General features: G+C 63.7%; 10 protein-coding genes. 4 read left to right on the top strand and 6 right to left on the bottom strand.

What is annotated here, in order from left to right:
• Positions 1 to 71 precede the first annotated feature (71 nt).
• Genes G6035_RS02115 through G6035_RS02125 form a run of 3 tightly spaced genes read right to left on the bottom strand, consistent with a single transcriptional unit; the run spans position 72 to position 3,084 of the window.
• A complete protein-coding gene (locus G6035_RS02115) occupies positions 72 to 1,010 on the bottom strand; it encodes a type II secretion system F family protein (protein WP_176615420.1) in 939 nt (312 codons plus the stop codon).
• Entirely contained in the window at positions 1,007 to 1,861 is an 855-nt protein-coding gene (locus G6035_RS02120; RefSeq protein ID WP_176615421.1) for a type II secretion system F family protein, read from the bottom strand. Before G6035_RS02120 ends, G6035_RS02115 begins: the two co-directional genes overlap by 4 nt.
• On the bottom strand, positions 1,861 to 3,084 hold the full coding sequence (locus G6035_RS02125; protein WP_176615422.1) for a CpaF family protein: 1,224 nt from the start codon (positions 3,082 to 3,084) through the stop codon (positions 1,861 to 1,863). The genes G6035_RS02120 and G6035_RS02125 overlap by 1 nt, the downstream gene beginning before the upstream one ends.
• 180 nt (positions 3,085 to 3,264) lie before the next feature.
• Here G6035_RS02125 and G6035_RS20435 point away from each other — a divergent pair, with 180 nt between their 5' ends.
• A complete protein-coding gene (locus G6035_RS20435) occupies positions 3,265 to 4,581 on the top strand; it encodes an alpha/beta hydrolase family protein (protein ID WP_176615423.1) in 1,317 nt (438 codons plus the stop codon).
• A gap of 84 nt (positions 4,582 to 4,665) precedes the next feature.
• Positions 4,666 to 6,669, top strand: coding sequence for a DUF6541 family protein (locus G6035_RS02135; RefSeq protein ID WP_371130798.1), 2,004 nt, complete (start codon positions 4,666 to 4,668; stop codon positions 6,667 to 6,669).
• Positions 6,670 to 6,761: 92 nt separating this feature from the next.
• Here G6035_RS02135 and galE read toward each other — a convergent pair whose 3' ends face one another.
• Positions 6,762 to 7,775 carry a UDP-glucose 4-epimerase GalE gene (galE, locus tag G6035_RS02140; RefSeq protein ID WP_176615425.1) on the bottom strand — a complete coding sequence of 338 codons (1,014 nt, stop codon included), beginning with the start codon at positions 7,773 to 7,775 and terminating at the stop codon, positions 6,762 to 6,764.
• A gap of 191 nt (positions 7,776 to 7,966) precedes the next feature.
• Between galE and G6035_RS02145 the strand changes: the two genes are divergently transcribed.
• Positions 7,967 to 8,839 (top strand): glycosyltransferase family A protein, encoded by an 873-nt coding sequence (locus tag G6035_RS02145; protein ID WP_176615426.1) that lies wholly within the window; start codon positions 7,967 to 7,969, stop codon positions 8,837 to 8,839.
• A 163-nt stretch (positions 8,840 to 9,002) separates the two neighbouring features.
• Here G6035_RS02145 and G6035_RS02150 read toward each other — a convergent pair whose 3' ends face one another.
• A complete protein-coding gene (locus tag G6035_RS02150) occupies positions 9,003 to 9,401 on the bottom strand; it encodes a hypothetical protein (RefSeq protein ID WP_176615427.1) in 399 nt (132 codons plus the stop codon).
• Here G6035_RS02150 and G6035_RS02155 point away from each other — a divergent pair.
• Entirely contained in the window at positions 9,379 to 12,462 is a 3,084-nt protein-coding gene (locus G6035_RS02155) for a GH25 family lysozyme (protein WP_176615428.1), read from the top strand. The genes G6035_RS02150 and G6035_RS02155 overlap by 23 nt on opposite strands.
• A gap of 29 nt (positions 12,463 to 12,491) precedes the next feature.
• Here G6035_RS02155 and G6035_RS02160 read toward each other — a convergent pair whose 3' ends face one another.
• Positions 12,492 to 13,622 carry a glycosyltransferase family 1 protein gene (locus tag G6035_RS02160; protein WP_176615429.1) on the bottom strand — a complete coding sequence of 377 codons (1,131 nt, stop codon included), beginning with the start codon at positions 13,620 to 13,622 and terminating at the stop codon, positions 12,492 to 12,494.
• Positions 13,623 to 13,677 lie beyond the last annotated feature (55 nt).

Below are 13,677 nucleotides of genomic sequence, written 5' to 3' on the forward strand. Positions count from 1 at the left end.
GCAGCCCCGTCCGCCCCGCTCGCGCGGACGGACCGTGCGCGGCGGGTGCTGTGGCGGCTGGCCGGCAGGCATCAGAAGCCGAACTGCAACAGGGCCAGGCCGGGAAAGACGGCAAAGATGACAGTCAGCGGAAGCACGCCGAAGACCAGGGGAACCATCATGGCAATTTCCTTGCGCCCGGCGGCTTCCATGAGTTCGCGCTTGGCCACGTCGCGCACGTCCTGGGCCTGGGAGCGCAGCACATCGGCCAGGGGCGTGCCCCGGTTGACCGCCACGCTGATGCCGTCGACAAAGCGGGCCAGGGCGGGGATGGCCAGTCGGTCGGAAAAGCTGCCCAGCGCCTCCACCAACGGCGTCCCCGCCCGGGTTTGGGCCACGATCCGGGAAAACTCGCCGGATAGCTCCCCGTGGGACTGCCGGGCCACCCGGTCCAGGGCGCTGCCGGCACTTTCGCCGGCGCCCACGGCCAGGGCCATGAGTTCGGCCAGGGCGGGAAATTCCGCCATGATCAGGGCCTGCCGGCGCTTGATCCGTGCTCCGAGCAGGTAGTCGCAGCCCAGGTAGCCGCCCAGCATGAGCACGCCGGTCAGCGCCAGCCCGCCCATGGCGTTGGTGCGGCCCTGCCACACGAGGGCCAGCGAGAGGGCCAGTCCGGCGACCATGCCCGCACCCGTCCACAGCAGCTGGACGGCACGGAACTCCAGCGGCGATTCGCTCCGTCCTGCGCGTTCCAGCCGTGCGGCCAGGCCCTTGACACTGATGTTGAAACGGCCCAGCCGGGTGACGGCGTCGGAAACCATCAGGCGCAGGATCCTTTCCAGCGGGCCGAAGAGCGCGCCGGCGTCCTCCTGGATGAGCAGTCCCGAGCGGCTGGCAACGCTGCGCAGCTGCGGTTCCACACGTTCGGCAAAAGTGGGGCGGCGCATGGCGGGCAGGCGGACAAACACCAGCCACAGGCCAAGGCCCAGGCCCACCCCGGCCGCCAGGGTTGCCGCGGCATGGCCGTTCATTGCAGCACCCGCCGTTCCCCCGGCAGCTTTCCAATCCGCAACATGAGGCGGTAGCAGACCACCGAGACCAGCAGCCCGCCGCCCAACACCAGCCAGCCGGCGGCGGAATTGTAGGCGGCGATGGCCTCGGGCCGGGTGGCCATGAGCACCAGCACGATCCAGGGCGCGGCGACGGCGAGCCGGGCGGCGTTGACCGTCCAGGACTGGCGCGCTTCCAGCTCGCTGCGGGTGCGGGCATGGTCGCGGAGGAATTCCGACAAGGTGCCCAGGAGCCGCCCCAGGTCGGTGCCGCCCACATCGCGGGTCAGGCGCAGCGCCTCCATGATACGGTCCGCGACGGGGTCCGCCAGCCGGTCCTTGAGTCTTTCCAGTGCCGCCTCGAACTGGCCGGAGGAACGGTAGTCGGCCCCAAATCCGGCAAACTCGCCACGCAGTTCCATGGGGCCCTTGCTGCCCAGCTGGATAAGGGCCTCGGGCAAGGGCAGCCCCGCCCGGATGGCCGAGCGCAGGTGGTCCACGACGTCGGGCCAGAGTTCACGCAGGACGGCCGAGCGGCGTCGTGCCCGCCAACGCAGCAGGGCCAGGGGGACATAGCCGGCAAACAGGCCCAGGCACAAGGCGATGGGCGCCGCCCCGGTCACGACCATCACCAGCAGCGCGGCCAGGACGGCGAACCCCAGGGTGCTGGCGATCAGCGACGCCGGGGTCACCTGGGCCACGCCTGCCTGTTGAAGCAGGTCCTCGAGCCTGCTGTGCCGCGCCGGCCGGGCGGCCTGTTCGGGCGTGTCCCAACAGGCCGTCCAGACAAGGAACAGTCCCAGCCCGGCCAGCAGTCCCACGAGCGCGGACATCAGGATTCCGCCATCAGGGCGGCCACGCTGTACCCGGCGGCGGCGAACTTTTCCGGCGACGGCATGGCGGAGGCGGAGGGTGTGAGGCGTCCGTCGACGGTGTCGAACGCCATGCCGGACTCGATGACGCCGTTTTCCACGCGGCGGCCCAGGGAGAGGATCTGGCCAACCCGCCGTTTGCCGTTGGGCAGCCTGACGCAGTGCACCACCAGGTCAATGCAGGCAGCCACGGTGGGCACCACGAAGGCGGCACTGATGTTTTCCCCGGCCAGCAGGGGCAGCGTGCAAATCTTGACGACGGCGTCGTGGGCCGAGTTCGCATGGACGCTGGCCATGCCGGGCAGCCCGCTATTCAAGGCAATCAACATGTCCAGGCTTTCGGCTTCGCGGACCTCGCCCACGATGAGCCGTTCTGGGCGCATGCGCAGGGCCTCCTTGACCAGTCGCCGCAGCGGGATTTCGCCCACGCCTTCCAGGTTCGGCTGGCGGCACTGCAGTCCCACCACGTCACGCAGTGGCAGCTTCAGCTCGAAAATCTCCTCAACCGTCACCACTCGCTCACGGGAACCGATGCCGGCCGCGAGGCAGTTGAGCAGCGTGGTCTTGCCGGCCTGCGTGGCACCGGACACCAGGATGTTCAGGCCGCTGCTGACGGCGGCGCCCAGGAAGCGGGCCGCCTGCGGCGTCAGCGAGCCAAGCTCCACCAGGTGCTCGAGGCGGCTGGCGCGGGCGGTGAACTTGCGGATGTTCACGGCCCAGTGCCGCGCCGTGATGTCCGGGATGACAACATGCAGCCGGGACCCGTCCGGCAGGGCGGCGTCAACGAAGGGGCTGCTCAGGTCCAGCCGGCGGCCCGAACTTTTCAACATGCGCTCGACGAGGTCGCGCACCTGCTGCTGGGTGAACGCCAGCGGGGTCAGCTCGGATTCGCCGTTGCGGGCCACGAAAACCTCATCCGGGGCGTTGAGCCAGATTTCCTCAATGTCGGGATCGTCCAGGAAGGGCTGCAGGGCGCCAAAGCCGGCGACGGCGTCGTACACATGCTGCATGGCGTCACCGGCGTGGGCCAGCGGCGGCACGGCACCCACCAGGGACCGCTCCCCATAGTCATTGACCGCCGCTTCCACCAGCGTGCGGACCTCGCTGCCCTGGCGCAAGGGGTCAAGGCCCTTCCGACGGATGAGTTCCCGAACCTCATCCTCCACCAAAGCAAGTGCATCCATAGTGCGTCTCCGCCCCCGCGGTCCGGCTATTTTCCCCTTGTCAGTGGAGCCTAGCCCGGCACATGGAGAACGCGCTAGAGGCATTTGCGCACCTGTGGACAATGGCGGGCGGCAACGGCCGGGCCATTTTCACTGGAATTCCCCAGCAAACGGCCACGGAACGGACATTATTCTTGTGACGTGAATCAGTTCTTCCAGATGCCAATCATCAACGGTGCAATTCCGGCCATCCTCATCGCTGCCGGACTGCTCGCGCTGCTGTGGCTCCTTTGGGGGAACAAGCGTCATCTGACCCTCTGGGCTCCCGCGGCATTGGTCATTTCCATTGCTGCCGGCACCGCCTTCTGGTACTTGGCGGAAAAGGTGTGGAACCTGTGGGGCGAGCCGTTGCCCGGACAGCTGTACGTCTATGCCGGCCTGGCGCTTTTCGCAGTACTGCTGGTCGTGCCGAAGATCCTCGCCCTGCGGCGCCTCTGGGCCAGATTGCTCGTGCTCCCTGTCGCCGCCATCGTGCTGGTATCGGCAGCAGGGCTGACGAATCAGAACTTCGAGTACTACCCCACCGTCGGGTCCCTTTTTGGTGACACGGGGACAATCGTCAAATCGCTTGCCCAATTCGAAGCCAGCAACGGACGGATGAAGCTCACTGCTCCCGGACGGCCCACCACGGAAGCGACATGGCAGCCACCCGCCGACATGCCGTCCCATGGCGACGTGCTCACAGTGCACATACCCGGGACCCTCTCCCATGAGATCTCATCCAACGCCTACGTTTACCTGCCGCCGGCCTACCTGGCGACGCCGCGGGCCAACCTCCCAGTGCTGGTGTTGATCCACGGTGTTCCCGGGGGCACCATCGACTGGCTCCGCGGCGGGCAGATCAACAAGTTCATGGACAACTACGCAGCCGCCCACAAGGGACTCGCGCCAGTGGTGGTGATGCCCGACGCCGGTGCGTGGTGGTCGTACTACCCGCCGGTCTGCATGAACAGCCGGGCCGGCCAGGCCGCCACCTACCTCACGCAGGACGTACCAAACTGGGTCAAGAAGACCTTCGGCGCAGGCACCTACTCCTCCCGTCAATGGGCCATCGGTGGCTTTTCCTATGGCGGTACATGTGCCATGACCCTCGCCGTCAACCATCCCGGGGTGTATCCGACATTCATTGACAGTTCGGGCGAATCGGAGCCCACCATCGACCAGGGCCATGCCGTGCTGATCAAGAAGTACTTCGGTGGCAACACCGCCGCCTTTGCAAAGCAAAACGCGCTCGACATCCTCAAGACCCGGCACTTCCATGGGGTTGCCGGGGTGGTCACAGTGGGGGCCAGCGACAACCAATACAGGCCCCAGGGCATTGAGGTCTACAAGGCCATGAAGCATGCCGGCATGGATGTCCGCCTCCAGGAAGCCCCTGGCGGGCACGCATGGCCCGCCTGGAAGTATGGCGTCTACCACAACATGGCATGGCTGATGGGCCGTCTGGGCCTCAGCTAGGGCAGGTCAACCACTGCGCACAATTGGCAACCACGTTGGATTGTTAGACTCGGGGCGGACTTCTAACGATTGGCGGATAGTGGCATGACTTGGTGGCAAGCGGTACCGGCAATATGTACAGCCGCTGCTTTGCTGTTCGTACCCGGATACATCTTGGCGCGCGGGTTGGGGGCAAGGGGCTTCGGCGGCGCCGCAATGGCTCCACTGGCGTCGTGCGGGCTGGTGGGGGTTGCAGGCATTCTCGGCGGGCTGGCGCACATTTCATGGTCGGTCTGGCTGCTCGCCGGTTTCACGATCGCTTGCACGGCGGCTGCCTGGGTGCTGCGACGGATTGCCTACCGTAAGGCCACACCCTTGAGGGAGACCAAGGGACCGGTCTGGCTGAACTGGATCGTCATGGTTGCGTCACTGGCGATCGCAGCCAAAGTGATTACCGGCCGCCTGCTTCCGGCGATGGGGGGTCCGGACTCGTTCGGGCAGGTTTTTGACAATATTTTTCACCTGAACGCCATCAAGTACATTCTTGAAACGGGCAACGCATCGACCCTCAATTTGGGAAACTTGGCATCCGGAGGCCACGGAGTATCGCTCTACCCATCTGTATGGCACTCGATTGCCGCCCTCGTAGCCCAACTCGCCTCAGTCAATGTCTTTGTTGCCGAAAATACACTCACGGTGGCCGTTGCCGCACTTCTGTGGCCCTTTGCCTGCATCTGCCTGGTGCGGGGCATCCTTGGGCCGCGTGTCCTCCCCACCGTCGTGGCCGGGATCCTGTCCGCCGGATTCTGGATCTTCCCCTACCAGCTGCTGCAGTGGGGACCGTTGTTTCCCAACACGCTGTCCTACAGCATCCTGCCTTTGGCATTGTTGGTGGTGGCCGGCCTGTGTGGGCGGCTAAGGGAACCGGTGGCCGATACATTTACCCTGTCCATGATGCTGCTGGTGGGCATTGCTGCGCTTTTCCTGACCCAGCCCAACGGTTTCAGTGCACTGCTGGCCTTTTCGGTGCCCATTCTGGCCGGCTCCTGGTTGCGCGTATTCGCGGCTGGAATTCGCGCCCGCAAGGGCACCCGGTACGCACTCTTCACGGTGTTGTGGGGCCTGGCAGCCATCGTCGCCCTGCTGGTCATCTGGACTGCGCTGGTTCTCGGCTTCGATACCTGGAAGCCTTCCAGGTCCTTGCCCACGGCGGTCAAGGACGTCTTAACGGGCGGGCTGCTCGGTGGGCGGTTTACGTGGCTGGCGTCCTTGCTGGCCGCCGCAGGACTGCTGGTCATCCTCGCCAAACGCCGCGGCTGGTGGATGATCGGCTCCATGGCGGTGGCCGGCGGGCTGTACGTCGTCGCAGCTTACCTGCCCACCGGACCGGTCCGACAATTCTTGATTGGCAGCTGGTACCAAGATCCCTACCGGCTTGCCGGACTGGTTCCCCTCTTTACCATTGTCCTGGCGTGCGTTGGCGTGGACGGCGCGGCGTCAGCCCTCACCGCCGCCATCCGCTGGCTGGCGGCGAGGACCTCGCACCGCTTCCAGGAAGCGCTGGTGCATCCGGCCACCACCGTTCGGGCGGCCGGCGGCCTCCTGGCCCTGGTGGTGGTTGCCTCAGTCCTTGTCCCCCTCTCGATGCAGGCAAACCACAAGGGCTTGGACGAAGTCAGCGCCAAGATCAGGACCTCGTGGTCCTGGACCCCTGGCTGGGTCGTCTCGGCGGACGAATACAAACTGATGCAGCGCCTCGACAAGGACGTTCCGGCGGATGCCGTGATCGGTGTTGACCCCTTCAATGGCGGCTCACTGGCGTATGCGGTATCGGGCCGGAAAGTGTCCCAGTACCATCTGACTCCCGCCCCGTCCGCGTCCGTGTCCTTGGTCGCCAAGGATTTGGCCACGGCCGCCCCGGGCTCGGCAACGTGCAGGGCAGCCGCGAAGGCGAACATCAGGTACGTCCTCGACTTCGGCTCGTTCTACATGCTCCAGTTCCCGCAAGCCAGGATGTATCCGTCCTTCGTCAATATCAAGGACTCGTCCACCTTGAAACTGGTGGACCAGCAAGGCGCCGCGAAGCTCTACAAGGTAGTCGGTTGCTAGGCTGCCGGCCCGCCAGCAGCCAGGCGCCCGGCGTCCGCTAGCTTGACGCGGCCGGGCCCGACGCCGGAAGGCCCGTCGGACCCGGCGCAGTCCTACGCGTCGTACCCCTGTGGGTTCTCGCGCTGCCAGCGCCAGTGGTCCTGGCACATCTGCGCCAGGTTCCGGTGGGCGGACCAGCCCAGGTCAGCCAGCGCGGCCGAGGGATCGGCATAGCTGACCGCGGCGTCGCCGGGGCGGCGGGGCGCGAACTCAAAGGGCACCGGCTTTCCGGCCGCCTCGCCGAAGGCCTGGATGACTTCCAGGACCGAAGAACCGTTGCCGGTGCCCAGGTTCCAGCGGAACACGCCGGGGTGGGCGGGGAGGTAGTCGAGCGCCGCCAGGTGCCCGGCGGCCAGGTCCATCACGTGGATGTAGTCGCGCACCCCGGTGCCGTCCGGCGTCGGATAGTCATTGCCGAACACCATGACCTTTTCGCGGCGCCCCACGGCCACCTGGGCCACGAACGGCAGAAGGTTGTTGGGGATCCCGCTGGGGTCCTCGCCAATCCGTCCGGATTCGTGCGCGCCGACGGGGTTGAAGTAGCGCAGGAGCGCCACGCGCCAGGTGGGATCGGCTGCACCAAGGTCGGTGAGGATGTCCTCGATCTGCTCCTTGGTGCGCCCATAAGGATTGGTGGCGTCCAGCGGCATCTTCTCAATCAGCGGAACCTCTTCGCTGGCGCCATACACGGTGGCCGAAGAGCTGAAAACGATGGTGCGCACGCCGTGCTTGTCCATGGAGGCCAGCAGGTTCAGTGTGCCGACAATGTTGTTTTGGTAGTACATGAGCGGCTTGGCCACCGACTCCCCCACGGCCTTCAGCCCGGCGAAGTGGATGACGGCGTCGAAGCCGCCGCTGTCAAAGAGTTTGTCGACGCCGGCAGCATCGAGGAGGTCCAGTTCAACAAAGTCCGGGTGCCCTCCGGTGAGTTCCTCGACGCGGCGCAGTGACTCGGCGGAGGAGTTGGCCAGGTTGTCGAGCACGACGACGCCGTGCCCGGCCTCAAGCAGGCAAAGGACAGTATGTGAACCTATGTAGCCGGCACCGCCGGTAACCAAAACTTTCATGGTTTCCAGCCTATAGTGCCCGAACGGAAGGTGTGCCCGTGCAGACGGGCCAGGACGCTGTTCCTTGGTTGTCGAAGTGGCGGCACTTCCCGGCATTCAGCTAAAGTCGGATGGGCTGCTTCCGAATGCACGATGGTTAAAGTCGCTCGTCGCCTGACCCCAGTAACTAAAATGGAATGCCGAGGTAGCCCGTGCCGCAGTTGAGCGTGATGATTCCCGTCAAGAACGGGATGCCGTATTTGAAATCCACCATCGCAAGCACCTTGTTCGCCATGCCACGGGACTCGGAGCTGTTGGTCATGGACGATGGCAGCACGGACGGCACTGGCGGATTCCTTGCCACCGTGAAGGACAGGCGCCTGAAGGTCTTCCGGAATGAGGAGTCCATCGGCGTTGCCGCCGCTGGCACTGCCTTGCTGGGACAAGCGACCGGCGAGCACGTTGCGCGAATGGACGGAGACGACATCTGCCTCCCGTGGCGCTTCTCCGTGGAGCGCAGGGCCCTGAGGGGCGTGGACATCGTTTTTTCCCCCATGTTGCTGATCAGTGCACGCAATTTGCCTTTCAGGCCGCATTTGGAGCGCGGCTTGTCGGTGGATGCGGTGCCCCTGCACCTATTGCTCGGCAATGTGCTCGCGAACCCAACGATGTACGGCACCCGCGCCGCGCTGGAGTCGTTGGACGGTTACCAAAAGACACACGCCGAGGACTACGACATGTGGCTTCGGGCCGCGACATTGGGGATCCGCATGCGCCGAATTGACGCATTGCCCACCGTTCTCTACCGCCGCCATTCAAGCCAGTTAAGCCGTTCCCGCCCATGGGACCGCAAAAGCGCCGACGTAGTCCTGGAAGCTTCATTCCAGGCATTGGCTGGGGCCGCCATCGGGTTCGAGGGTTCGGCATCAACCGTCCTCTACAACCGTCCCCGTTCAAACCAGCCTTACCCGACGGATCCGGACATTCAGGCCTTTGCGGACGGTATGCTCAGTGCGTGTGCCCGCCTCAAGAAGGACGACCGGCGGATACTGGAAACGCGGCTTCGATCCATATACCGACTTTAATGCCTGCAACACGTAACAGGAACCCGCTGCGCTGAAACGGGCATGTCCTTGCCCTGTGCGGCGACAGCTTCGCAGCAGCGTACAACATTTGTAACATAAGAAACATTGTTCACTCCAGTATCACCGGAGTACTCTATGTAGCAAGTTGCTCTGGGGGCGTACTTCAGGCACAAGCCTGCGCTTCGCCGTCTTCAGGCCACAATTTGTTGACCCATCGAACCGGAGAAGATTCCATGTTTTCACCTAGGAACCGGCTGGCGCGTTTTTCGACCCGAGCACTGTTGCTTGGCGCCGCCAAGGTTGCGGGTACCGGGCTGATTGCCGTCTCCGTTGCCATTACGATGGGAACATTGCCTGCCACGGCCGCCCCGTCGGATCCAGTTCCTGCAGCTTCTTCCACCGCGTCGCCCACGGCAACAGCTCCGGGTACAGACCCGGCTTCAGTTGCTACTGCGCCTGCAACTCCCCAGCCGTCGCCGAGCGCCAGCCCAACACCAAGTCCTGCCTCGACGCCAGGGTCCTCCCCTTCGGCAGCCGAAATGGCGAAGTACGGCGCATACATGGGGATAGGTCTCGTCAAAGAGGGGGCCGGCCAGCAACAATCGCACAGTGGAACAGGAACAAAATCATCCCTCTCGGCCTCGGTTGCCCAACCACTTTCCTCCGTTTCACCGGGCGGGGTGCTGGGCATGGACGTCAGCGGCTGGCAGACCTCCGACGCGGCGCACTCCATAAGTGACGTCAACTGGACTGATCAATGGAGAATGGGAGCGCGGTTTGTCTACATAAAGGCTACGGAGGGGACCTCTTTCCGCGACGCCTCGTTTTCCTCCCAGTACGTGGGTGCCTCCAGCGTGGGCATGTTGCGCGGAGGCTACCATTTTGCCCGCCCTGACCAGTCCGACGGTGCCACGCAGGCCGACTTCTTCACCAGCAACGGGGGTGGTTGGAGTGCGGACGGCAAAACCATGCCCCCACTTCTGGACATTGAAAACAACCCATATGGAGCTGAATGCTACGGCCTGAGCGCGTCGCAGATAGTTTCGTGGATCAGCGCGTTTTCCAAGGAGGTCCAGGCGCGCACAGGTCGATTGCCCATGATCTACACCAACTACTACTGGTGGCAGGACTGTACGGGAAACTCGGCCGCGTTCACCAACCAGCCGCTCCACATTGCCGCCTATGGCACATCCAGTCCCTGGATTCCGGGGGGCTGGCCAAACTACAGCGTATGGCAGTACAGCTCCAGTGGTCCTTTTGCCGGCGATTCAAACACGTGGAACGGGACGCAAACCAGTCTGAATACTTTTGCCACCAATGCTGATTCCCCTGCACCGCCGCCCGCGTCTCCGCTAGTCAACCCGTCCATTGTCTCCACTGCGGATATGGTTGCCGCCGACAGCACCGGCGCGCTTTGGGACTACCCCTCCAACGGAGCAGGCGGGTTGGAACCACGAAAGCAAATCGGCCAGGGCTGGACAGGCATGCGTTCCATCACCGTCATCGATTGGAATTCCGACGGCGTCTTGGATCTGCTTGCCCAAAAGACCACGGGCTCGTTATCGGTCTACCCTGGTTTGCCAGGTGGAGGATTCGGCGCCCCCCAAACGTTGGCCTCCTCCGGCTGGGGCGGCTACCAGCTGACGGTGGGCTACTGGCTCAATTCTGCCCCATACCCACAAATACTGACGCGCTCCGACTCGGGCGTCCTCACGCTGTGGAAAAACCCGTCCGGTGGCGGAATTGACGCCGGAACACAGATCGGCCAGGGCTGGAACTCGCTTAACCTGACGATGGTCGATTTCGACGGGGACGGCAACCAGGACTTGCTGGCCCAGGACACTACGGGTACGGTCCGGCTATACCGTTCCAACGGGGCTGGCGGCTTCATGGCCGAGACCCGAAAGACGGTTGCCACTGGCTGGAATGCCTTCACGAGCGTCACGGTGTACAGCGGTTTCGCTTTTCCCGGTTCCACCGGCTTGATCCAGAGGAATACGTCCGGCGGGATTCGTTACGTGCCTGTTCCCGGCAATTCGAGCTTCGGTACGCCATCAGCGCTCGGTAGCGGATGGAATCCGTATCTGATTGCCGGCGGCGAAAACATCAACACCAGCCTCCCCGCCACACCTGACCCGTCCATCAAGTCCGTCTCGGATGTTGTGACGGTGGATGCTGCCGGGAACCTCTGGCGCTACCCCGTCGCGAATGCCGGGCTCGGCGCGGGCACACAGATCGGATACGGGTTCACCGGCATCAAATCGATACACGTGACCGACTGGAATGCTGACGGCACCCTGGACCTGCTTGTCCAGCGCACGGACGGCCGGCTGCTGCTGTATCCTGGTGCATCCGGAGGGGGATTTACCGGGGTCCTCACCCTTGCCGGTTCCGGCTGGGCCGGCTATGACATGACCGTGGGCCAATGGATCCGCGGAGGAAGGTTCCCTTCGATTGTCGCGCAGGCCGCCAACGGATCGCTCACATCGTTCACCACCACCAACGGAACATCCCTGAGCGCCGGAACCGCAGTTGCTCAAGGCATGACCCGGATGCACCCCGTCATGACCGACTTCGACGGCGACGGCAACGCCGACATCGTGGCTGTCGACAACATCGGCCGCCTGATACTCTACAGGTCAAACGGTGCGGGGCAGCTCATTGCGGAGACACGCCCCGTTATTGGGACAGGGTGGAACGGCATGACCAGCGTTGGCCCCGCCAATGGATTCACGTCATCGGGATCGACAGGACTGCTGGCCAAGACCGGCAGCGGGAACATGATGTACTACCCGACGTCCTCTTCCCACTTTGGTGCGGCATCAACCATCGCCACCGGATGGGGAGCAAACGCTGTTGCCGGAAGCCAGGCGCTGGCGGGCCAACAAGCCCTCACCAGCCCGAACGACGTCATTTCTGCCGATGCCAACGGCATACTTTGGAATTCCGCAGCGACCGGAACTGGGCAACTTCAGCCACCATACCCAATCGGTAGGGGCTGGACGGGCCTGAAAAGCCTGCATGTGATCGATTGGAACCAGGACGGCATCCCGGACATCCTGGCCCAGTGGTCCTCAGGCACCATGACCGTCTATGCGGGTACCACAGGCCCGGGCTTTGCAGCCCCCATCACGGTGGGCACCGCAGGATGGGGCAATATCCGCATAACGACAGGGAAATGGGTGTCGGGCGCGCCGTATCCGGGGGTCCTCGGAATCAATGCCGCGGGCCAAATGTTCTATTGGGCCAACCAATCGGGAGGTACGCTTTCGGCCGGAAACCAAATCGGGACCGGCTGGGGGCCGCTGCGCATCATCATGGTCGACTTCGATTTGGATAGTCGAGCGGACCTGCTCGCCGTTGACGGGCAGGGCCTCATGCGCCTGTACCGTTCCAACGGAAGCGGCAACTTTGTGGCTGAGACCCGCCCGGTGGTGGGTTCCGGCTGGGCTGCCTTCCAGCAGTTTTCCGGAGTAACCGGCTTCACCGGCCCCGGCAGCACCGGAGTTCTCGCGGATTCCTCGGACGGATCCGTGCGGTACTACCCCATTACGGCACCACGCAGTTGGGGCGCGCCAAGCATCCTGGAACAGACGGTCTCAGGGACAACGATCAGTTATTAGACTGTGTACGTCCCGCTCCCGCGCCGCGACTACCGCGTGCCCGCAATTTCCTTGACGGCAGTTTCCCAAACCGCCATCTGCGATTCAGCTGACAACGGCCTGGCTGCAGTCTCGGCCGCACGCTTCCAGCCGTCGATGGCTTCGGGAGTCAGCGACCAGAGAGTCTTTCGCAGCGACTCCGCAGAGAAATCCTCTGTGATGGCACCGAGCCCATATTTCTCCACCAGCCCCGCCATGGCCGGCGACGGCCCCACAATGAGGCCGATGCGGGCCTGGACCGCCTCGAAAAACTTGTTGGGCAGGGCGTTCTTCAAATTAAAGTTGGTGGGCGGCAGGAACACCAAGGAGACGTCGTACTTGCTCAGGGTGGCGACCAGTTCCTTGTACGGTACAGGTTCGCGGAAAGTGATGGAAGGAACGGATTCGGCCATGGCCTTGAGCTCCGCCACATAGTCTGGTTCGTTGGGCATGACGATCATGTCCAGGGAGAGCCAGTCCGGGGCGCCCTTCATGGCCTCAATGAAATTCTCCAGTTTCCGGTACCGTTGCCCGGCGGCGCTGTGGATGAGGCGCACCTTCTCCGGTGTTGGTTCAACCCTGCCTTCAACGTACGGAGCCGCATTCGTAACAACGCCCGTCGGTGTTCCGTAGTCTTTGAAATATTCATCTGCGATGCCCTGGGACACTGAGGTTACCGATGAGGCTCCCGCAAGGTATCGGGAGCACAGCCACCGCATGAACGGCGCGATAAACAGCCGCCATTTAAGGTTGTCTTCCTTTTCGCGTGGTGCAAACTCGTGCAGGTCCGAGTGGACTCCCAGGCGCGGTTCAAGGTCCAGGGCCAGCGGCAGGGTGTTGAGGTCATTAGCCAGAATGATGTCAAAACGGCCCTTGGGCAAGAGGGCGCGGGCCGATTTCACGGCTGGGAGTCCGTTGTAAACCTTGGCATACTGGCGGCTGACCAGCCCAAGCTTGTCAGACGGCCATCCCCGGGAGTCTTCAGGGAGGGGATAATGCTCCTCCACGCCGTCAGGGGCCCCACCATAGGCGCAGGTGCTCACGCGGTACTTTTCCTTGAACAACTCCACCTGCTTCAGCACCCGGGGGTCCGATCGAATGGGGGAAAATGTCAGGATAAGCAAGGAAGGAAGCTCAGTCATGTCCTCCATTATTCCCGATGGCGCGTTGTGCCAGGACCCACGCGACGACTGACGC

The sequence above is a fragment of the Arthrobacter sp. SDTb3-6 genome (assembly GCF_013376095.1).
Taxonomy (GTDB): Bacteria; Actinomycetota; Actinomycetes; order Actinomycetales; family Micrococcaceae; genus Specibacter.